At 47.1% G+C, this 19,389-nt stretch carries 21 protein-coding genes and 2 tRNA genes; 10 read left to right on the top strand and 13 right to left on the bottom strand.

From position 1 onward, the window contains the following. Positions 1–6: 6 nt before the first annotated feature. Entirely contained in the window at positions 7–2,499 is a 2,493-nt protein-coding gene (locus OQJ98_03055) for a transglycosylase domain-containing protein (protein ID MCW9054927.1), read from the bottom strand. Positions 2,500–2,581: 82 nt separating this feature from the next. On the opposite strand from OQJ98_03055, the gene tyrS reads away from it, so the two are divergent. Continuing rightward, on the top strand, positions 2,582–3,796 hold the full coding sequence (gene tyrS, locus OQJ98_03050) for a tyrosine--tRNA ligase (protein ID MCW9054926.1): 1,215 nt from the start codon (positions 2,582–2,584) through the stop codon (positions 3,794–3,796). A gap of 62 nt (positions 3,797–3,858) precedes the next feature. Here the strand turns inward: tyrS and OQJ98_03045 are convergent, their stop codons facing one another. The 5 genes from OQJ98_03045 to OQJ98_03025 all read right to left on the bottom strand — a co-directional run bounded on the left by OQJ98_03045 (position 3,859) and on the right by OQJ98_03025 (position 8,183). Further along, complete coding sequence (locus tag OQJ98_03045; protein MCW9054925.1) at positions 3,859–3,981, bottom strand: hypothetical protein; 123 nt, start codon at positions 3,979–3,981, stop codon at positions 3,859–3,861. 151 nt (positions 3,982–4,132) lie between these two features. Next, positions 4,133–4,612 carry a crossover junction endodeoxyribonuclease RuvC gene (ruvC, locus tag OQJ98_03040; GenBank protein ID MCW9054924.1) on the bottom strand — a complete coding sequence of 160 codons (480 nt, stop codon included), beginning with the start codon at positions 4,610–4,612 and terminating at the stop codon, positions 4,133–4,135. Between the two features lie 9 nt (positions 4,613–4,621). Next, positions 4,622–5,161 (bottom strand): YebC/PmpR family DNA-binding transcriptional regulator, encoded by a 540-nt coding sequence (locus tag OQJ98_03035; GenBank protein ID MCW9054923.1) that lies wholly within the window; start codon positions 5,159–5,161, stop codon positions 4,622–4,624. Between the two features lie 70 nt (positions 5,162–5,231). Beyond that, a complete protein-coding gene (gene ruvB, locus OQJ98_03030; GenBank protein ID MCW9054922.1) occupies positions 5,232–6,248 on the bottom strand; it encodes a Holliday junction branch migration DNA helicase RuvB in 1,017 nt (338 codons plus the stop codon). A gap of 240 nt (positions 6,249–6,488) precedes the next feature. Beyond that, positions 6,489–8,183: a GspE/PulE family protein gene (locus tag OQJ98_03025; GenBank protein MCW9054921.1), complete on the bottom strand. Its 1,695-nt coding sequence runs from the start codon at positions 8,181–8,183 to the stop codon at positions 6,489–6,491. Between the two features lie 146 nt (positions 8,184–8,329). On the opposite strand from OQJ98_03025, the gene OQJ98_03020 reads away from it, so the two are divergent. The 4 genes from OQJ98_03020 (at position 8,330) to OQJ98_03005 (ending at position 12,358) form a co-directional block, all read left to right on the top strand. Then, on the top strand, positions 8,330–8,710 hold the full coding sequence (locus tag OQJ98_03020) for a hypothetical protein (protein ID MCW9054920.1): 381 nt from the start codon (positions 8,330–8,332) through the stop codon (positions 8,708–8,710). Between the two features lie 80 nt (positions 8,711–8,790). Then, a complete protein-coding gene (gene tsaE / locus OQJ98_03015; GenBank protein ID MCW9054919.1) occupies positions 8,791–9,231 on the top strand; it encodes a tRNA (adenosine(37)-N6)-threonylcarbamoyltransferase complex ATPase subunit type 1 TsaE in 441 nt (146 codons plus the stop codon). Positions 9,232–9,233: 2 nt separating this feature from the next. Next, positions 9,234–11,648, top strand: coding sequence for a DNA polymerase (locus OQJ98_03010; GenBank protein MCW9054918.1), 2,415 nt, complete (start codon positions 9,234–9,236; stop codon positions 11,646–11,648). Beyond that, a complete protein-coding gene (locus OQJ98_03005) occupies positions 11,645–12,358 on the top strand; it encodes a hypothetical protein (GenBank protein MCW9054917.1) in 714 nt (237 codons plus the stop codon). The genes OQJ98_03010 and OQJ98_03005 overlap by 4 nt, the downstream gene beginning before the upstream one ends. 138 nt (positions 12,359–12,496) lie before the next feature. On the opposite strand, the gene OQJ98_03000 is transcribed toward OQJ98_03005, so the two are convergent. Together OQJ98_03000 and OQJ98_02995 are read right to left on the bottom strand one after the other, a co-directional pair. Continuing rightward, a tRNA-Lys gene (locus OQJ98_03000) sits at positions 12,497–12,569 on the bottom strand. Positions 12,570–12,639: 70 nt separating this feature from the next. Then, on the bottom strand, positions 12,640–13,044 hold the full coding sequence (locus OQJ98_02995; protein MCW9054916.1) for a DoxX family membrane protein: 405 nt from the start codon (positions 13,042–13,044) through the stop codon (positions 12,640–12,642). Positions 13,045–13,099: 55 nt separating this feature from the next. Here OQJ98_02995 and OQJ98_02990 point away from each other — a divergent pair, with 55 nt between their 5' ends. Then, positions 13,100–13,558: a TrmH family RNA methyltransferase gene (locus OQJ98_02990; GenBank protein ID MCW9054915.1), complete on the top strand. Its 459-nt coding sequence runs from the start codon at positions 13,100–13,102 to the stop codon at positions 13,556–13,558. Here the strand turns inward: OQJ98_02990 and OQJ98_02985 are convergent. From OQJ98_02985 to ruvA, 3 genes are read right to left on the bottom strand one after another with little or no spacing between them, the layout of a single operon-like run. Then, positions 13,555–14,520 carry a hypothetical protein gene (locus tag OQJ98_02985; protein MCW9054914.1) on the bottom strand — a complete coding sequence of 322 codons (966 nt, stop codon included), beginning with the start codon at positions 14,518–14,520 and terminating at the stop codon, positions 13,555–13,557. The two genes, OQJ98_02990 and OQJ98_02985, sit on opposite strands and share 4 nt — an antisense overlap. A gap of 32 nt (positions 14,521–14,552) precedes the next feature. Then, positions 14,553–15,803, bottom strand: a complete 1,251-nt coding sequence (gene murE, locus OQJ98_02980) for a UDP-N-acetylmuramyl-tripeptide synthetase (protein ID MCW9054913.1) — start codon at positions 15,801–15,803, stop codon at positions 14,553–14,555. A gap of 10 nt (positions 15,804–15,813) precedes the next feature. Then, the gene (gene ruvA, locus OQJ98_02975; GenBank protein MCW9054912.1) at positions 15,814–16,386 is read right to left on the bottom strand and encodes a Holliday junction branch migration protein RuvA; all 573 of its coding nucleotides are present in this window, start codon (positions 16,384–16,386) and stop codon (positions 15,814–15,816) included. Between the two features lie 98 nt (positions 16,387–16,484). Here ruvA and rpsT point away from each other — a divergent pair, with 98 nt between their 5' ends. Together rpsT and OQJ98_02965 are read left to right on the top strand one after the other, a co-directional pair. Next, positions 16,485–16,751 (top strand): 30S ribosomal protein S20, encoded by a 267-nt coding sequence (rpsT, locus tag OQJ98_02970; GenBank protein MCW9054911.1) that lies wholly within the window; start codon positions 16,485–16,487, stop codon positions 16,749–16,751. A 297-nt stretch (positions 16,752–17,048) separates the two neighbouring features. Continuing rightward, positions 17,049–17,468 (top strand): hypothetical protein, encoded by a 420-nt coding sequence (locus OQJ98_02965; protein ID MCW9054910.1) that lies wholly within the window; start codon positions 17,049–17,051, stop codon positions 17,466–17,468. A gap of 57 nt (positions 17,469–17,525) precedes the next feature. On the opposite strand, the gene OQJ98_02960 is transcribed toward OQJ98_02965, so the two are convergent. Continuing rightward, positions 17,526–17,597, bottom strand: a tRNA-Arg gene (locus OQJ98_02960). Positions 17,598–17,851: 254 nt separating this feature from the next. Between OQJ98_02960 and OQJ98_02955 the strand changes: the two genes are divergently transcribed. Beyond that, a complete protein-coding gene (locus OQJ98_02955) occupies positions 17,852–18,475 on the top strand; it encodes a DUF4105 domain-containing protein (protein MCW9054909.1) in 624 nt (207 codons plus the stop codon). Positions 18,476–18,529: 54 nt separating this feature from the next. After that, positions 18,530–18,670, top strand: coding sequence for a tetratricopeptide repeat protein (locus OQJ98_02950; GenBank protein MCW9054908.1), 141 nt, complete (start codon positions 18,530–18,532; stop codon positions 18,668–18,670). 89 nt (positions 18,671–18,759) lie between these two features. On the opposite strand, the gene OQJ98_02945 is transcribed toward OQJ98_02950, so the two are convergent. Further along, positions 18,760–19,389: hypothetical protein (locus OQJ98_02945; GenBank protein ID MCW9054907.1), on the bottom strand; the 630-nt coding region annotated here is incomplete at its 5' end.

The raw sequence follows: 19,389 nt of genomic DNA, 5'->3' as shown, positions 1-19,389 counted from the left end.
TCGAGTCTAAAAAGATAGTAGCAGGTCCGTTTCAACGCTGTTCTTATTGAATACAGAATCATACACAACCGCTTTGAGAGTATTTTCCCTTTGAATATTTTGAATAGTGTGTGGTGAGAATGTTAACGAGAAGGGCGATTGTGAAGAAGATCCGATAAACGCTCCATTAAGGAAGTAGTCAACTTTTTGAATAGGGAATACACTGGTATATGACACCTCCACTAATATTTGATCAGTGACTGAGTATGCCACAGTGGGATTGATCGAAGTAAAGGTTGTGTGTGGTTGGTTTTGTGGTGTGTGTATAGTGTCAACTTCTGTTGGTTTTTCTCCGCCCTCGATAATATTCTTTTCTTCAACCCACTTTCTGATAGGGTATTCCCAAAGGTTAAATTGAGGGTCTTTTTGAGGAGTGGTTGGTAGAGGCCCGTTTGGATTATTTTTCTCTACCCAATAAAGTATCGAGTGAACATTGGTGAGGACACGAGCCGCTCGTGTTTCAGACGGGGTGAACTCAGTTGCGAGTTTTCCTGATACAGTATCGACGATATACTGCTCACTTCCTTGCCACTCCCCCTTTAGCACCGGTTTAACCTCCTCACCATACTCAAGAATTGGTTTTTTGAAATCTTTTTGGGGTTGAGTTTTAAGTGCCTCACGCATGAATTCGTTCCAGAGCGGTGCGATAATGAAACCGGCGACTTTCTTCTCCATGGGGCTGTTATTGTTATTCCCTGCCCACGCGCCAACAGCAATCATTGGAGTATAACCAACAATCCATGCGTCGCGATAATCGTTGGTGGTTCCTGTTTTTGACGCAACAGTATGGTTTTCGAAATAGAGGTATGAGCGCTCTCCAAAAGCGGGTGCGCGAGCATTGTTATCTGAAAGAATGTCGGATACCTCTCGCGCAACTTGTGGTTCAAGTACTTGCGCAGGACGTGACACGAAACTCTCCACAATATTCCCATCACCATCTTCTATACGCAGCACCCCGGTGATTGAGTTTTTCATACCGTCATTTGCAAAGACGCTATATGCTCCAGTTATTTCAAGGAGTGTAACTTCACCACCACCAAGGACGAGTGTGAGACCATAACGATTCACGTCAGTAAGTGTGGTGATACCAAGATCGCGCGCAGTATTTAGCGAGTCGGTGAGTCCCGCAAGATACAATGCTTTGATTGCGGGGATGTTGATTGATTGTGCGAGTGCGTTTCTAAGTGTTACCGGCCCACGAAACACATTGTCGTAGTTCCCGGGTGAGTAACACTCACCTTCAGTTTCAAGGAAGTCAGGCTCGCATGAGCTCGCAAACTGTGTCTTAAGGTCAAAAACAACCGTCTCAGGAGTGTATCCTTTTTTAAATGCGGTTGCATATATGAAGGGTTTAAATGCTGAACCTGGTTGTCTTTTTGCGAGCGTAACATTAAAGTTCCCATCGATCTCCTCATCAAAATAATTACGTGAACCAACCATAGTAAGTATTTGCCCAGTCCCCGGGTCGACGGCAACAAGTGAAGCATTTTCTGCATTGAATTTCTCAACATTCTCAAGTGCGTAGCGCTCAACAATTTCCTCAGCTTTCTCTTGGAGTTCGTAGTTGAGCGTGGTGATAACTTTAAAACCGCGCTCATCAACTGCACGCTTCCCATACTTCTCTTCAAGACGTTCTTGGATATAGAATACAAAATGCGGTGCTTTTATGCCGGTGTCTGTGCGTGGTTTGAAATCAACCACCTCTTCTTTTGCTGATTCGTATTCAAGTGAAGATATAAAATTATTTTCAAGCATCTTCGCGAGTACAAGGTTTTTTCTGTCTTCAAGTTTATCTCGATTGTTTCCATAAGGTGAGTAGTATGTCGGCGCTTGAGGAAGTGCGGCGACATAAGCCGCCTCGGCAATTGAGACATCAGCTGCTGATTTTCCAAAGAAAGCTTGGCTCGCTTCTTCAACACCATAGAGGTTTCCACCATATGGTGATTCATTCAAATAGATTCCAAGAATCTCTTCTTTGTTGAGCGTCTTTTCAATTTTAACCGCAAGGACCCATTCTTTAAGTTTTCGTGAAATCCTTCGTTCGCTGGTAAGTAGGGAGTTTTTGACCACTTGTTGTGTAATGGTTGATCCTCCTTGAACACCTTTACCACGAAGCGGTTGGATGAAAACAGCGCGGAGGGTTGCAAGCGGGCGGATACCGCTATGGTCGTAGAATTCAGTGTCCTCAATAGCAACAGTGGCGTTTTTGATATTTCGTGAAATATCTTCAAAAGGAATAATTGTTCGTCTCACATCTTCATGAAGGTCATATAAAAGGACTTCACCGGTGCGGTCGTAGATCTTTGTTGATTGGGCAACTTTGCGTTGCTCAAAAGACTCAAGATCAGGAATCTCAAGTGTTGCCGCCCAGAGGATAAAAATACCCGAGCATACGAAACCTATTGCGACCGTCAGTCCAAGGACCTCATAGAGAGAATAAGGGTTTTTCGTGCGCTTCATATGATTTGATAGTACCTATAGTAGCACAGAAAGGCTCTGGAATGAGAGTGTCGTTTCGTGCTACAGTTAGCGGTATACGACTATGTGGCCGCTTCAAAAAAAGATCAATACAGACCCGAAAAAGATCAATGAGATTTTATCGCGTGGTGTATCAAACGTTGTAGATAAAGAGCATCTACAAGCGCAGCTTCTCTCAGGCAAAAGGCTTCGCATTAAGCTTGGTATTGACCCAACAAGCCCAAATATTCACCTTGGTCGTGCGGTCTTGTTGTTGAAACTCAAAGATTTTCAAGACCTTGGACATAAGGTGATTTTGCTTATTGGAGACACAACAGGTGTGATTGGAGACACATCAGATAAGACGAGTGAACGTCCTCTCTTGAGTAGAGAGGAAGTAAAAAAGAATGCACAGACCTATTTTTCACAGATTGGTAAGGTTGTTAACCTTAAAGATGCCGAGCAGCGCCGGAACTCAGAGTGGTTGCTTAAGCTTGGCTATAACGATATTGGGGAGCACGCCGACCAATTCTCACTCGCTGATTTTATTGCACGTGAAAATATAAAAAAACGCCTCGATGAAGGGAAGCGTGTCTCACTTCGTGAAATGCTCTACCCGCTGATGCAGGGGTATGATTCAGTGGCACTGCGCGCTGATGTTGAACTTGGAGGCAATGATCAATGGTTTAATCTTTTAGCTGGACGTAAGCTCCAAGAGCGCTTTGGGCAGGAGCCGCAAGACATTCTTACTACCAACCTTATCCTTGGAACCGACGGGCGCAAAATGAGCTCGAGTTGGGGGAATACCATCAACCTTCTTGATGTTCCTGAAGATATGTACGGCAAGATTATGAGTATTCCTGACGAGCTCATTGAATCATATCTCGTCCATTGTACACGCGTCCCCATGGCTCGTGTGGAGGAAATAAAGGAAGCGATGTTAAAGGGTGAGAACCCACGTGATTTCAAGATGGAGCTTGCACATGCAATCGTCGCACTCTACCACGGAGAAGATGCAGCAAAAAGTGCCGAGGAGAGTTTTGTAAATGTCTTCCAAAAGAAAGAGGTTGGGGAGATAGATGTGGTCAAAGTATCTCCTGGAGTAAATAAAGAAGTACTCAAAGATGCACTTATAGATATAGGATTGGTGAAGTCAGGAAATGAATTCAATCGACTTATTAAAGATGGAGCAATCACGCGTACTGACACAGGAGAGAAGATCGACCCGGATGCGCCAATAAAAGACGGGACATACAAAATAGGGAAGCGCCGGTTCGTAGCTGTTAATGTAAAAAACTAAGGCTCTTCACATAAAAACAAAAACACCCCGTGGGGTGTTTTTGTTTTTATGTGAAGAGATGATTACATCTCGTCGTCCATGTCCGTGTCATCTGACACGCCCATATCTTCATCGTCCATGTCCATGTCCGCATCATCGTCCATGTCCATGTCATCCGACATCATCTCATCGTCGAAATAGATCATATAGCATCGATTATTGCTTGCCTCTAACCGACCAATAACTCATATCTCGCGCGTACGCAAAAATATGACCCCCTATTTTTACCAAAAACAACCTCTTTTTCAAGAGCTGAGAAATCCTTTTGTGGATAAAGTGTGAATATCCAAAATGTACTTATTTTATGCGCTCCGTTGCGATACAGGTAAGAGCAATCGCAATCGCATCGTACTCATCGTCAAGCATATACTCCTTCTTAATGTCGATAAGGTGATGGGTCATCTTAGCAATCTGCGACTTGTCGCTTTTTCCGTGTCCGGTGACGGCGCTTTTTATCTGGAGTGGTGTGTATTCAAATTGGCGAAGCTTGTATTTTTCTGAAAGATAGCGCGATACGCCGCGCACCTCAGCAACATAGAGAGCCGTCGTCTTGTTTGAGCTGAAGTAGAGCTTTTCTGTCGCAAACACCTCCGGTGTGTACTCTTGTATCAAGCGCTCGATCTCTTCTCCAATCATATGAAGACGTTTCTCAAAAGAATCTTTCGAGTTTGTGCGGAAACAGTCCGAGTAAAGTAGAGTATCTTTATTTTGTGTCGCTGTTTCAATAATCGCAATACCTAATCGTTCATACCCGGGGTCTGTTGCAAGGATGCGCATATGTGAGATCTAGTCGAGAGCGTCAGCTGTCGTGTAAATGTCCTGCACATCGTCTTGCTCCTCGAGTGATTCAATAAGCGAAGCAAGTTTTGCCCCGTCTACATCTGAGAGCTCTACCGGGCTACTTGGAGTGTACCCTTCAGTGGTCTTGGTAAAAGCCCAAGCTGCTGAACCCGGGGTGCCGAGCTGGTAGCCGGCTTTTGAGAGAATGTGTCGTATCTCCGGCGCAGTGCGATTGTTGTTATCGGTCACCGCGGTGATAAGAATAGCAGTACCACCCGGTCCAAATGTTTCAAAAATCACTTCTTCAAATGCGGCGCCTCCTGACCCGCTTCCTTTAGCCACCGCACGTTCAATATTTTCCTTTGGCATCGAGTCTTTCTTCGCGCGTTCAATAGCAGCCACGAGTCCAGGGGAGGTAATATCGCCTCCTGCTTTGCGTGATTCCATTACAATGAGACTCGCGTGCTTACCAAAGATCTTGCTCTTCTGGGCGTCAGTTGCTGCTTTTTTATGTTTGATCTTAGACCATTTGTTATGTCCGGCCATGTGATTAGAGGTTAGAAGATTTAAAGTGTGAAATAGCCTTTGTGGCGTTATTGTAGCAAAGACGGTGTGTCTACAACAGAGTATTGTTCTGTATCGGCGGTGTTTTACCAAAGTGTTCATATGCGCGCTCGGTCACCACACGCCCACGAGGGGTGCGCTCAAGGAGTCCGAGCTGGATAAGGTACGGTTCGTGCACCTCTTCGATTGTTCCTTGTTCTTCAGATGTCGCCGCGGCGATAGTACCGAGTCCGACAGGACCACCGTTAAACTTAGAGATAATGGTTAAGAGCAGGTCTCGGTCTGCCTGAGTGAGCCCAAGCTCGTCTATCTCTAAGAGTGAGAGTGCTTCGTCAACCAATTCTTTATTGAGTTCTGTTTTATTTATCTGTGCGAGGTCGCGACAGCGCTTAAGAAGGAAGTTTGCAGTTCGCGGTGTTGAGCGGCTGCGTTTTGCGATCTCGCTGATACCTTTATTGTCCACCAGTACTTCAAGTAGGCTAGCTGAGCGGTTCAAGATTTTCTCGACCTCCTCTTGTGTGTAGTAGTTAAGTCTGAATGTCCCACCAGAGAAGCGCGAGCGAAGCGGGGAAGAGAGGAGAGAAATACGTGTTGTTGCGGCAATAAGTGTAAATGGCGGAAGTTCGAGTTGAATAGTGCGCGCAGAGGGTCCTTTGCCAATGATGATATCGAGTGCACCGGATTCCATAGCAGGGTAGAGCACTTCCTCGATAGTTTTGTTGAGGCGGTGGATTTCATCAATAAAGAGCACATCGCCGGGGGATAGGTTGGTGAGAATAGACGCAAGGTCACCCACGCGCTCAATTGCGGGGCCTGAGGTCACCTTCATTTGTGCACCCATCTCGCGGGCGATAAGGTGTGCGAGCGTCGTTTTTCCGAGCCCCGGGGGCCCATAAAAGAGGATATGCTCAGGCGGATGTTTACGTTCACGTGCTGCGGTGAGTAAAATATGCAAATTTTTCTTTATCGGTTCTTGCCCGATGTACTCACTCCATATATGTGGGCGAAGTGTCTGGTCTAGAAATGCACGATCTCCATTCTCAGCGGGTTCTGTGTGGGGGGTTGACATAGGCATTCTTTTATGTTAGCATGAGTGCATAACCATACAAATGGTCGTTCCTTAGAAATCCTCGTTATAAACCTCTAAACAATTAAGCCACGCGCTTTGAGATATGGTTGAGGACGTAATGGTCCTGCTCTTTTGAGCAGAGCGCTGCTACTATCCTTAAACTAATAGCTGGCTTTGGTTCCCACTAAAGCATTGTTTAGAGGTTTATGACTGGGATTTTTTGTTTTCCCAAAAGGGTGCTTATGCATCCTCCCTACTTCCTACAGTAGCACCATTTTCCTCTAAATCAATAACTCGTTTTAATTCTGAAAGAGAAGTAACTCCTTGTAAAGCCTTAATAACCCCGTCTTGTGCCATAGTGAGGAGCCCTTGTTTTGTTGCGGCTTGTGCGATTTCTCGCTCACTCGGACTCTCTTTGATGAGACGCTCTATTTCTTCATCAACAACGATCGCCTCGAATATACCGACGCGCCCACCATACGCTTCTGGTGAATCAGTGGTTGGTTCATAGACTGTAGTCGTATTCTCAGGTATGAGACTCTTATCAACAATTGAGTCAAGAATTCGATCGATATGTTTTTTATCCTCTCCGGTAAGCGGTACTTCTTTTTTGTAATCATCTTTAAGGCGTCTCACGAGACGTTGTGCCATCGTGACATTGATCGCGGAGCCCATAATCTTTGGATTAACTCCAAGATCAATAAGTCGTGGGAAAGTACCAGCGGCGGTATTGGTGTGGAGAGTTGAAAAGACGAGATGTCCGGTAAGCGCGGCGTTTATTGCAACACTGGCCACTTCACTGTCGCGGATCTCACCAACCATAATGATGTCGGGGTCTTGGCGGAGTGCTGAACGAAGACCTGATGCAAATGTGTACTTCTCGCCAGCGGTCTGTGTTTGGGTGATGCCGGGAAGATGGTACTCAATCGGGTTTTCGATGGTGATTACCTTAATGCCGGGCTGTTGCACTTCTTTGAGAAATGCGTAGAGGGTTGTTGTTTTACCGGACCCGGTTGGACCGGTGTTTAATACCATACCGTTTGGGCGGTCAATCTCGTGCACAAGGACTTCCATAAGATTCTTGGGGATACCAAGCTCTTCGAAAGAGAGCGCAATCGTGCGCGGGTCAAGCACGCGAAGTACGATTGATTCACCATATGCACCGGGAAGTATCGACGAACGAATCTCAATATCTGTAGCGCTGATCTCCACACTGAATCGCCCGTCTTGAGCGGCATTCTTCACATTAAGTTTCAACCCAGAGAGAAGCTTGATGCGTGACGCGAGGAGGTGATAGGTTGCTTCATCAAAAGTGAGAATATCGGTAAGCACCCCGTCGAGGCGGTAGCGGAGGCGTATGTTTTCTTCTTCCGGTTCAATATGGATATCTGACGCTTTCAATGCGAGGGAACCTGCGAGAATCGTCTCAAGGATGCGTGAGATGCGGTATGCTTTTTTCATCTCAAGCACCTCATTGATTGCTGTCTTTACATCATCAATGTTTGAGAGTGATTCAATCAAGGTTGCAACCTGCTCACCTGAGATATCGAGCACTCCTGCCCGAGTTTCGACTGAGTACGAGAGTTCTTTATATCGCTCCCAGGCGCGCAGAAGGCTCGCGCGTGAGACCATAAAGAGCGTTACCTCATAGCCGAGGCGCTCAAGTTCCTTCACGGCGATTCCTACTTCTTTTTTCTGAGGAGCGCGTACAGCAACGGAGATTTTCTTGCCAACTTTTGCAAATGCGGCAATCTCGAAGTTGCGCGCGTCCTCTTCTTTAATGAGTCGGAGTGCGTCGGTGTTGATTGAGACCTGCGAGAGGTCGGTGTACTCAACACCGTATTTTCCTGAGAGAATACGCGCGAGCTCCTCCTCTTCGTGCGTGCGGAGCTCTGCAATTTTTTCTTCTTGCTGTTCTTCGTCGAATCTCGCCATAGATGGCTTAATTGTAAGCTTTTTATGGGTCAGCGACAAACAAAAAGGGTGTATAGAGTCATTGACAAACATGTATTCTGTGTGATATAATTCATCTAGATGAAACACAGGCGCAAAGTGCGCCACAGACCCGAGGAGGGTGTGTCATGAAGACAAAGATCATTTCACTGGTTGTTGTCGTACTCACGCTTATCCTGAGCGGGTGTGTGACAAACCAAACCGGACAGCCACGAGTGGCGGATACGGTTTCGCAAGACTGCACCTTTTCAAATTCCACGTATGGTGGTGAGCGGGTGTACTGTCGTGGCAAAGCGGCACTTTCTGGTGTCGATGCGCGACGGGCCGTTGAAGAATCGCGCCGCGCAAACGGCGTTCAGAGCCTCTTTGGCGGTGTGGTCCAGGTGCGGAGCTACCCCGGTTATGTGACCACAAGTAAGTGGCAACGTGAGCACTACGGCTACCCGAAGTACATGCCGCGAAACGGTGGTTACCACTACCACGTCGGCGGTCATATCGGGACACGCTGAGCAGCAGCTCAGATAACGACGGGCAGAATCATGTTTGATTCTGCCCGTTTTTCTTTTTTGTAAAATGGTAGAATAGAGTCATGGCGGAACTCACCGAAAAAGACCTTGAAAAAGAAGCCCGTTCACTTATAGACTCACTTACGGTAAAAAAGTGTGCCGCGGTGATCGCGCTTTATGGAGACCTTGGCGCGGGGAAGACCACACTCACCAAGGCTATTGCGCACACCCTTGGTGTTGAGGAGACGGTAACGAGTCCAACTTTTGTGATTGAAAAGATCTATCGACTCGACCCAAAGAAAACTACGCAACACTTCGCCCGACTTATTCATATTGACGCGTACCGCCTTGAGAATAGTCACGAGCTCATGGAGCTTGGGTGGGAGGATATCGTTCGTGATCCGGAGAACCTTATTGTCATCGAGTGGGCAGGAAAAGTTGAAGACATTCTTCCTGAGAGTGCGCAGAAGATTGACCTTAAAGTGGTGACCGAAGAGGTGCGCACAATAGCGTATAGAGAATAACTATGCCGACAAAGAAAACATCAAAAAAGGAACGTCTCGTGCTTCTCGATGCGCACGCCATCTTGCACCGTGCGTACCACGCACTGCCCGACTTTACTTCTCAGAGCGGTGAACCGACAGGTGCGCTCTACGGCGTGGTCGCAATGCTCATGAAGATTATCCCGGAGCTGAAGCCTGACTACATTGTCGCGTGCTACGACCTTCCTGAGCCGACATTTCGGCATGGAGTCTACGAAGAGTATAAGTCGGGTCGAGCAGAGATTGAGGACGCACTTGTTCATCAGCTCAATCGCTCACGTGATGTGTTTGAAGCGTTCAATATTCCGATATATGAAAAAGCAGGCTACGAGGCGGACGACATTCTTGGCACTATTGTCGAACAAACAAAGAAGAACAAAGACCTTGAGATTATCATTGCCTCCGGTGATATGGATACACTTCAGCTTGTTGAGGAGGATCGAGTGTACGTCTACACACTTCGCAAGGGAATCCAAGACACCGTGCTCTACGATGAGCAGGCGGTAGTTGATCGTTTCGGTTTCGGCTCAGACCTCATCCCTGACTTCAAAGGGCTCCGTGGTGACCCGTCAGATAATATTATCGGTATTCCCGGTATTGGTGAGAAGACCGCGACAACTCTAATCACCACGTTTGGCACCATTGAAGACATATACAAGAAACTCAAGAAAGACACTGAAGTATTTGAGAAGGCGGGTGTTAAGCCGCGTATTATAAAGCTTCTTGAAGAGCATGAGGAGGATGCACTTTTCTCAAAGATGCTCGCTGAGATTAGGCGTGACACACCGATCACCTTCTCACTTCCTAAAGAGTCGTGGCGTGACGGACTCGACCCGGATAAAGCACTCAAACTATTCGATGATCTCTCATTTCGTACACTCCGCGATCGCTTCAGGAGTATGTTTGCCGACACCGGGAATGAAGAGGCGAGCGTCGGGGAGGAAGGAGATGATAAACCAGACGATGAGAAGATTGATTCAAAAGAGCTTAAAGAAACAGCAGTTGCACTTTGGCTCTTACGATCAGACATTACCAACCCTGAGCTCGAAGATGTGTTGCGATTCGCAAAGACAGACTCTTTTCAGGTTGCGCACAAGCGCATTTTTACTCAGCTTAAGGAAGAAGGACTCGATAAGGTCTACGAGAAAATCGAAAAGCCGCTTATTCCGATTACTGACGAGATGAAAGTTGTTGGTATTAAAGTTGACGTCGCATATCTTGAAGAGCTTTCAAAGGAGTACCATAAAGAGCTCACCAAGATAGAGAAGCGTATTTACACACACGCCGGTGGCGAGTTTAATATCAATTCACCAAAGCAGCTTGGTGAAGTGCTTTTTGAGACGCTCGGCCTTTCAATAAAGAACCACAAGAAAACCTCCGGTGGGCAGAAGTCGACTCGTGAATCGGAGCTTGAGAAGATGCGCGAGCTTCACCCGATCATTGAAGACATTCTTGCCTACCGAGAGATCCAAAAACTCCTCTCAACCTACATCGACAATATTCCAAAGATGGTCGGTAAAGATGGTCGGCTCCACGCTGAGTTCCTGCAAACAGGAACCACGACCGGGCGTATGGCGTCGCAAAATCCGAACCTTCAAAACATTCCGATCAAAACCGAGCTCGGTCGCCGTATTCGCAACGCGTTCGTTGCTGAGAAAGACTTTGTGTTACTCGCGTGTGATTACTCGCAGATCGAACTTCGTGTTGCAGCGTTCCTCTCGGGCGACGAGAAGCTCACGCGTATCTTTGCTGAAGGAGGCGATGTCCATACTGCGGTCGCGGCTGAGGTTTTTGGTGTCCCTCCTGAGCAAGTCGACTATGAGCTCCGTCGTCGGGCAAAGGTAATCAACTTCGGCATTATCTACGGTATGGGTGTGAACGCGCTCCGCCAATCGCTCGGCAAGGATACAACAACACTTGCTGAAGCACGACAGTTTTACAACGATTACTTCACACGCTTCTCGACTTTGGCACATTACCTCGACCGTGTAAAAGCGCATGCGGCGCGCACCGGACATACCGAGACATACTTCGGGCGCAAACGGTACTTTGAGGGCATCACCTCGTCAGTGCCCTTTGTTCGTGCTTCCGCTGAGCGTATGGCGATCAACGCACCAATTCAGGGTACTGAAGCGGATATTGTGAAGTTGGCGACGATTCGCATTCATGAATATCTTAACGAGCACGATATGCTTGATGATGTACGACTCATTCTGAATGTTCACGACGAGCTGGTGTATGAGGTGCGCAAAGATGTCCTTGATACAATCGCACCGGAGATCAAGCGACTTATGGAGACCATTGTCCCGAAAGAGGAGAGCAGAGGCATTGTGTTTACGGTTGATATGGCAGCAGGGAAGAATTGGGGGCAGCTTAAGAAATACGATGCACAAGTATGATTTATTTATTTTATGGCACCGATACGCAGAGATCACGAGTAAAGCTCCACAAGCTTCTCGACGCGCTCGCAAAGAAACGTCCTGGGGCGGAACTTTTCTTTGTGACTCTCGAGAATAGTGATGCATACCATCTCGCTGAGCTCACCGGATCTCAGGGACTCTTTGAGCAGAAGTACATTGTTGTTTTCGACCAACTCTTTGCGGATAAAGATAAAAAAGAAGAGCTTACCGGTGCATTCAAAGAAATGCAGACGACTGAGCATATGTTTATCTTCCTTGAAGGAAAACTCGACAAGAAGACACTTACCCGGTTTGAAAAGTACGCAGAGAAAGTAGAAGAATTCACTGCCAAAGAGACAAAGAAAGAGCGCTTTAATACGTTTGCACTCGCGGATGCGCTCGGTGGTCGTGATCGAAAAGGTCTTTGGACACTTTACCAGCGCGCAAAAAGAGAGAACATTGCTGATGAAGAGTTGCACGGGCTTCTTTTCTGGCAGGTGAAGAGTATGCTCTTAGCTTCGCAGTGCGGGAGCGCAAAAGAAGCAGGTCTCAACCCGTTCGTGTTCCAGAAAGCAACGCGGTTTTTAAAAAACTACACTGAGCCGGAGCTTCGTGCACTCTCAAGCAAATTGGTCGCACTCTCCCACGACGCTCGTCGCGGCATACACGACTTTGATGTAGCTCTTGAGCGGTTTATTTTGAATGTCTAGAAAATGCTCAGTAGAGCCAAAATAAACGCCAACCACGCGGTTGGCGTTTATTTTGATTGTAAACAGTATTAAAGGGTTGGCTGATTAAGTTTTAATTCTTTAGAAACGAACAATAGTTTGTCCACACTACACTAATTGTCCGCCCACCAGGACTCGAACCTGGGACCTTCTCCTTAAAAGGGAGCCGCTCTACCAACTGAGCTATAGGCGGTAAGGTGTTCTAAAACACCGTAAAACTATACCATAAAACGGCTTCTGGTCTAGTTTTATTTTACTGGGCTCTAGAGCGGCAAATCAACTGCGATGATGCCCGGGCCGGTGATGAGGAGTGAGAAGAGTATCACAATAAAGAGAATGTACACGAGTCGTTGGTGTTTTGCGAAGTGCGGACATTCAACCTTGAAGTAGAGCATCTTGAACATGTAGATAATTCCAAAAATGGCGGCAATTTGCGTAAGGAACCCAGCAATGAGAGAAAGTCCAATGGCTACTTCAACAAGAGCGACAAGCACCACAAAAGGTTTCGCAAAAGCATGAAGCCATTTGGTCATATCCGCGACCACACCAGCTTTTTCTTCTTTAAGGTGGCGATAGCCGCGATCAAGGAAGAAGAGTCCGACGGTCATACGAAGAATGAACGGCGCCACGATGCCGTAGGTGAGCAATGAGGGGAATATACTTAACATATGCTCAGTATACCATGTTGACTTTGCTCCATGCCACAGCTAGGCTCTAGGTGATATGAATATGATTGCTATTTTTCACAATGTGCGCAGCACGCACAACGTCGGCTCACTCTTTCGCACTGCTGAGTGTGCGGGGGTGGAGAAGATCTACCTCACCGGCTACACGCCCGCACCGATTGATCGCTTTGGCAGAGAACAGCAAGCAATTGCGAAGGTGGCTCTTGGCGCACAAAAGTCAGTTCCGTGGGAGTCCGGGAACATCGTGAAGGTTGTCGAGAATCTTAAACAAAGCAACCACGTGATTGTTGGCGTTGAGCAAACGCCAGAGTCAGTACCCTACAAGGACTATACCGCTCCCGAGAAAGCCATATTCATCTTCGGTAATGAGGTAGACGGGCTTCCTGAGGATGTGCTTGCGCTGTGCGACACTGTTGTCGAGATTCCTGTGCGCGGGGAAAAAGAATCACTGAACGTGGCGGTTACAGCAGGAATAATTCTTTTCCACTTTAACTAATACGAAAATACGTCAACAACCTTCCCGTTCTCATCGAGAAGGCGGATGATGTCGCGGTCTTCCCAAAGTTCATCGCTTTGCTTAAGGAATATACGCCACTCATCCTCAAGGAAATCAGCGTCATCGCGATGGTTCTTCACGCAGGTGTTGTAGTTAATCTTCTCGGTGATGAAAAGTGCGCAGGAGTTTGGAAATCCAATGGGGAGTGCCTCAAGAGGCATAATACAGCGCGGCAGTCGCTCGATATAGTTGAGACACTCACTCCCAAAAAGGTAAGGGTCGTCATCAGCGAACATTAGCTCATCTTTTGCATATGGACACTGTTTTGAGAGAGTTGGAGTAAAATCTTGAAACTGCTCAAAGTATCCTGAACACTTGTTTACGCGGAATGAATAGCCGGTCGGCGGTTGCCCGGTGGTGATATACAGTCGGTCGTGAGCGGAGATAACTACTGAACTTTCGATATTGATATTCCCCGAAGTTGACACCTGTGTTGCTTGACCGATTACCGCAGCTTTGTTGGTGGTCATGCTCTGGAGTTCCCAGCCAGTGATTGAGATTGGGTCACCGAGCTTATAAGAGGTGTTGAGGACCAAGTACTCTTCTTCAGGACTCGTGTTCTTCATACCTCCCGTTGAGTGTTCGATGGTGACGAGTCCCCAGTGAGGAGAGGTCTCGCCGTAATCACGAGTGCGACCAAGCTCTTCTTCAAGGTCTCGGTATTTTTTATAATTTTCACTCTCTTCTCGCTGTATAGGCAAGAAGAATCCGGTGAAGTTTGGAGAAAGTACCCCTTCTTCGCTTGCGCGCTCGAACTTGACCAACTCTTCATCAGTGGTTCGGGTCGGTCCGCCGGAGAGAAGCCATATTACACCAAGAATAAGGACGACGCTCACCACGAGGATAAGGTCGCCAGTTGCGTTTCCGGCTGTTCTTTGTGTCATCTCGGGGGTATGTTTCATGCTCTCAATGATACGTCGAGGGAGCTTTTTTGTTAAGCGTTTGGGAGAATACGTGCAAGTTCTTCCTCAGCGACCCGCTTGTCGCTCCACGAGGTCTTCTTGCCGTTCGCTTCCATGATGAATGGGTCAGTACCCTTGCCAGAGATAAGCACCGCAGTGTTTCTTGGGTCACGAGCGGCGTTCTCGATTGCTTCTCGGATCGCTTCTCGGCGGTCCATGATAATAGAAGGTTCGCGCTCCATGCCGGCCGCCATTTCACGAACAATTTTTTCTGGATCCTCATCGTACGGGTCTTCGTTGGTGAGTATGACAACATCGCACGCCCGATCAGCGATCTTTCCCATCTCAGGTCGCTTCCACGTGTCCCTGCCGCCACCGGTGTTACCGAGGACACACACCTTCCGCTTCCCATCAAAGGCGTCGTAAAGTGCGCACAGCGAATCAGGGGTGTGTGCATAGTCGATTACCACATCGAACATTTGACCTTTGTGTATATGCTCAACACGTCCAGGGATAACCGAGACATTTTCAATACCGCGTCTAATGGTCTCAAGTGGAATGTTGAGATACTCACCAAGTTTGATTGCGGCGAGAATGTTGTATGCATTGAAGGCTCCTTTGAGTTTTGAATTGATATCAATATCTTTATACGAAAGAGACACCCCGTTTTCTTTTGATCTAAAGGTGACGTCGCTGAGCGAGAAGGGGATTGGTGTTGCGTGCGACACATTGAGAAAATCCTTTCCGTGCGCGTCATCCGTGTTTGCAATCATCGCGGTGTTTTCTTTTAAAGATGCTTCAAGCGCGTCACGGAGCTTGAGTTTTGCGGCGAGATAATTCTCAAACGAGCCATGCGACTCAATATGCTCAGGGGCGATGTTGGTAAAGATAAGTGCATCAAGATCGATAAATCGGTGACGAAATTGCGTGACACCTTCGGAAGTCATCTCAATCACTGCATGTGTACAACCGGCATGTGTAGCGTCGAAGAGGAAGCGTTGGACAAAAAAGCGCCCAGGCATGGTCATTTTAAGAAGATTTGGTCGCGACTCATCGCCAACTTTGAAGCGTATTGTAGAGAGAAGTGCTGTTGTGTACCCAGCTTCTTCCAGAATTGCATTCACAAGCTCAGCAACACTCGACTTGCCTTTGGTGCCAGTAACACCGATTACAACAAGTTTTTGAGAAGGAAAGCGGTAGCGAAGCGCTCCGGTAAGCGCGAGTAAAAAATGGTAGAGCGCAAAGACTTGTTTCGGGAGTATGCGTTTAACAAACGATTTCATAAGACCAGTGTTATTTTCCAAGAAGTTTAAGCGCTTCAGTGAGTCGCTCGCTCGCGCCGCTCACTTCCTCGGAGATCTCCTTAAGCGCCTCGCGCGCTTCTCTTCGCGAGTAGCCGAGAGAGAGAAGTGCCTCAAGTGTGTCGGCGTCTTCTGCGTGTGCGTGCCCCCCGTCTTCTCCAAATGATGCAATTTTGTCGCGAAGTTCGATAATGATCTTCTCGGCGCTCTTCTTCCCAATGCCGGAGACCTTGGTGAGGTACGTGGTGTCGCTCTGAAGAATTGCCGAAGAGAGTGTTGGCACCGTCTCAAGATTCATAATAGCGAGCCCTGATTTGGGGCCGATACCGGAGACGGAGATGAGTAACTCAAAAAAACGCATCTCTTCTTCGGTAGAAAATCCATAAAGCTCAAGTGAGGTTTCGCGTACCGAGAGGTGGGTGAAAAGTGTGATCCCTTCGGTCTTCCCGGAAAGCACCTGCGCGAGCTCACGAGAGGTATGCACGAGGTAGCCAATACCTGCAACATCAAGAATGACATAATCCAGGCCACTTGCGACGATAGTTCCGTGTAGTTGTGCGATCATTACCGACTATAATACCACTAAAAGTGCGGTTCGAGCGCAGGCACCCATACTAGTTGCGTTTTAGGCTTTTTTTGGTATAGTGTCTCCACAACAAAGATATGGCAATAACCAGTTCAGCAAAAAAAGCGCATAAGAGCTCACTCAACAAGCGAGTCTTTAACCTGCGCCGCACTCGCGCGATGCGCGAGACAATAAAGGAGGTAACATCCCTTATCACAGAGAAGAAACAGAAGGAGGCGCAGGAAATGCTCCCTGCAGTTCAGAAGGCGATTGATAAAGCTGCGAAGCGAGGCGTGATCAAGAAGAACACCGCTAGCCGCAAGAAGTCTCGCATAGTCGCAGCGATCAAGAAATTGAGTGCGTAATATTTCAACACAACAAAAAGCCACGGATACCACCGTGGCTTTTTGTATGAGCATTTTGTGAGTATTGACTGTTGCCTTAATAGTATGTAAATATTAGCCTTGGAAGAAAGGAGGTGATCTGACATGTACGCAGAGCTTCATTTTGGCGGAGACGACGACTGGGATGATGTCCCGGCCGAAGAACAAGGGAACCTTCCGGGTCAATAGGCTCAGCAGGTTCGCGATACGCCAACCAAAAAGAGGGGTGCCCCATTAATGCACCCCTCTTTTCCAAGATGTATTTCAATACACTCTATAATGAAAAAGAAATCGGAGCGACAAATTGTATATGAGCGAGCGTGGGAGTACGCAAAAGATAACTTGCGTGAAATCTCGGTTACTGCAGGGGAGTATGAAGGGAGTCAGCGGTGCCAACATATTTCACGCCAGCTTCTTGAAAAGGATAATAAAGCCCTTGTCGTTGTAGCTTTATCTTTTGTCCCCAAAAGTGGAGTAAATATACACTTCATCAACAATGTGAACGGTGAGTATATCGATAATACTCTCGGCTACCTTTCAAAAAATAATACGTACTTCTTGATCTCGGAACATTCGTTATTTGATTTAGAGGGCGTAGATATGAGTAAGATGTTGGTTCAAGAAAAGGAAAAGATGCTCGGTGTATTATTTACTGAAGATGAACTTAGTGAATACAGCATAACACTTGCTCATATATGATTTAATAAACGTAAAAAACACCTAGCAGTGGCTAGGTGTTTTTTACGTTTGCCTTTGTGCTCTCGCCAAGAATCGAACTTGGATCGCAGGTTCCGCAAACCTGTATTCTATCCGTTGAACTACGAGAGCAGTGGCTAGTACTCTACCAGCAACAATGCTTTTCGTCCAGAAACATAATGAAAAGATGGCACAAAGATACTCGTGGTATAGTTCTCGTAATGGTCAAGAAAAAGCTGAGCTTGCACATATTCTTTTTTGTAGGGTTGGGTACCCTCTGCGCTTTTTCCCTCCATGTGGCTACTCTTACTCCATCAAACAATCGAGATTGGAAGAGTTACCATAATGTTTTAACTACATTGGATATTTCTGGTTCGAAGATTGATATGCACAACGTGCGAAATTTTCGTTATGAAGGGGAGTTGGTGGTTGTAAAGGATTATTATGACAAGATTGTTGATGTTAGAGATATTACATCAGTGGATCTTGTCACATATTCATTCCCTGACGTTGGTATTGATGTCATACACTCGTTACTACTCTTTCACTTTAAAGATGGGAGCACCACCACAATTTCGGTTGAGGCACGCCGAGAGAAGGATGAAATGTACAATGTCATCGGATCATTGTTTCGTGCTTATGAACTCGCGTACATCTTTGCTGACGGGCAAGACGCTATTTCTCAGAGGGTTGAAAGGGGGCTTGTGGTATACGCACTCCCTCTCAAGCTTTCTCAAGCAGAGCGTGCGTTACTGTTTCTCACCCTTGCAGAAGATGCGGAGCGCATACGTCTTAATCCCGCTTTCTATAACGTACTTGTGAATAATTGTATATACGGAACCCTTCAGAGCGTGTTTGCGGTATCAGGAGATCGAGATATTTATATACGCAACGTATTCTCAATGGTCTCTGTTGAGGGTGTGTATGACTATCTCTTTCGGGTAGGGTTGTTGGACATCCCCCGAGAACTTCCACCAGTAAGTTCTTTTAGGGTCTCAGAAAGGCGGTAGGCGGGTTACGTTGCATATCTTTTTGCGGTTAATAACCTGGGGTACAGAGATAGAATGAGCATCCCTCACCGTGTGCTTGGGGATACATACCGGCTTTTAGGGCGTCTTGAGGAGTCGCGTGAGCAGTATGAGAAAGCGCTTGAGATCTTTAGTGGGGATTCGTTTGCCAGAGCCGGCCTTGAGCTTTTGGATTAAGCAGGCTCTTTGAAGCTTATAATAAAGAATAATCGGTCTTCACTTTACGAGTGAAGACCGATTAGTTTTCGGAAGTTGGGAGGTCTGAATTATTTCAGTTTCATACCAACCAACCCCATGATGACTCCTTTACTTCCACCAGTCCATTCCCAGAAGGAGTCCTTGAGGATGTATTGCCACCGGGCTTCCGGTGCAAGCCATTCATCAGTACTGGTTTTGCCAACATAGCCCTGCCACGTGTAGGAACCCTCGTGTTTGATGTGTAGCGCACGCCAGGTCTTGCCGGCGACAGTGACATCTTCCCATCCGATGACGGAAACCAGAAGGTTGAACTGTACTTCTCCATCCGAGTCATCCTTGGTGTAGGATACTTTGTGAGTGTCTCCGATTTGGATCGGGTAAAGGAAAGTTGAGGTGTGTGGCGAGTAGGAAGTGACCTTACCTTTCTTTGTTCGATACTCGGTAAGATTCCCGCTACCATCGAAGCGCTTTCGGGATTTGCCCTCAGCTTCCATGGTGAAGCCGTTCGGTGACACTTCTGTCACCGAATAGTGTTTTTCCCACTTTCTCTTGTCAGCGTCCAGGTTGTTTTGGGACGTGAATCTTGCGTAGACGAACTCATCACCCACCTGAGGGAAGACCGGCGCCGTGAGGATTGGTTCCTCAACACCACCAGCGTATGTGGTGGAAGTGAGGGCAATAAGGAAGAGTGCCGCCAT

This window comes from Candidatus Paceibacterota bacterium, assembly GCA_026195275.1.
In the GTDB taxonomy this organism is placed as follows: domain Bacteria; phylum Patescibacteriota; class Minisyncoccia; order Phycocordibacterales; family JABMNX01; genus JABMNX01.
Note: the sequence above shows the minus strand (reverse complement) of the source record. Positions and strands in the feature narration are given on the sequence as shown.

What these genes read in the sequence shown, in the direction of transcription:
- rpsT (MCW9054911.1), top strand. Translation starts at nt 16,485, where the DNA reads ATGGCAATAACCAGTTCAGCAAAAAAAGCGCATAAGAGCTCACTCAAC.
- OQJ98_03010 (MCW9054918.1), top strand. Translation starts at nt 9,234, where the DNA reads ATGCCGACAAAGAAAACATCAAAAAAGGAACGTCTCGTGCTTCTCGAT.
- OQJ98_02950 (MCW9054908.1), top strand. Translation starts at nt 18,530, where the DNA reads ATGAGCATCCCTCACCGTGTGCTTGGGGATACATACCGGCTTTTAGGG.
- ruvC (MCW9054924.1), bottom strand. Translation starts at nt 4,612, where the DNA reads ATGCGCATCCTTGCAACAGACCCCGGGTATGAACGATTAGGTATTGCG.
- tsaE (MCW9054919.1), top strand. Translation starts at nt 8,791, where the DNA reads ATGGCGGAACTCACCGAAAAAGACCTTGAAAAAGAAGCCCGTTCACTT.
- OQJ98_03025 (MCW9054921.1), bottom strand. Translation starts at nt 8,183, where the DNA reads ATGGCGAGATTCGACGAAGAACAGCAAGAAGAAAAAATTGCAGAGCTC.
- tyrS (MCW9054926.1), top strand. Translation starts at nt 2,582, where the DNA reads ATGTGGCCGCTTCAAAAAAAGATCAATACAGACCCGAAAAAGATCAAT.
- OQJ98_02965 (MCW9054910.1), top strand. Translation starts at nt 17,049, where the DNA reads ATGAAAAAGAAATCGGAGCGACAAATTGTATATGAGCGAGCGTGGGAG.
- ruvB (MCW9054922.1), bottom strand. Translation starts at nt 6,248, where the DNA reads ATGTCAACCCCCCACACAGAACCCGCTGAGAATGGAGATCGTGCATTT.
- OQJ98_03055 (MCW9054927.1), bottom strand. Translation starts at nt 2,499, where the DNA reads ATGAAGCGCACGAAAAACCCTTATTCTCTCTATGAGGTCCTTGGACTG.
- OQJ98_02990 (MCW9054915.1), top strand. Translation starts at nt 13,100, where the DNA reads ATGAATATGATTGCTATTTTTCACAATGTGCGCAGCACGCACAACGTC.
- murE (MCW9054913.1), bottom strand. Translation starts at nt 15,803, where the DNA reads ATGAAATCGTTTGTTAAACGCATACTCCCGAAACAAGTCTTTGCGCTC.
- OQJ98_02995 (MCW9054916.1), bottom strand. Translation starts at nt 13,044, where the DNA reads ATGTTAAGTATATTCCCCTCATTGCTCACCTACGGCATCGTGGCGCCG.
- OQJ98_03045 (MCW9054925.1), bottom strand. Translation starts at nt 3,981, where the DNA reads ATGATCTATTTCGACGATGAGATGATGTCGGATGACATGGACATGGAC.
- OQJ98_03035 (MCW9054923.1), bottom strand. Translation starts at nt 5,161, where the DNA reads ATGGCCGGACATAACAAATGGTCTAAGATCAAACATAAAAAAGCAGCA.
- OQJ98_03020 (MCW9054920.1), top strand. Translation starts at nt 8,330, where the DNA reads ATGAAGACAAAGATCATTTCACTGGTTGTTGTCGTACTCACGCTTATC.
- OQJ98_02955 (MCW9054909.1), top strand. Translation starts at nt 17,852, where the DNA reads ATGCACAACGTGCGAAATTTTCGTTATGAAGGGGAGTTGGTGGTTGTA.
- ruvA (MCW9054912.1), bottom strand. Translation starts at nt 16,386, where the DNA reads ATGATCGCACAACTACACGGAACTATCGTCGCAAGTGGCCTGGATTAT.
- OQJ98_02985 (MCW9054914.1), bottom strand. Translation starts at nt 14,520, where the DNA reads ATGAAACATACCCCCGAGATGACACAAAGAACAGCCGGAAACGCAACT.
- OQJ98_03005 (MCW9054917.1), top strand. Translation starts at nt 11,645, where the DNA reads ATGATTTATTTATTTTATGGCACCGATACGCAGAGATCACGAGTAAAG.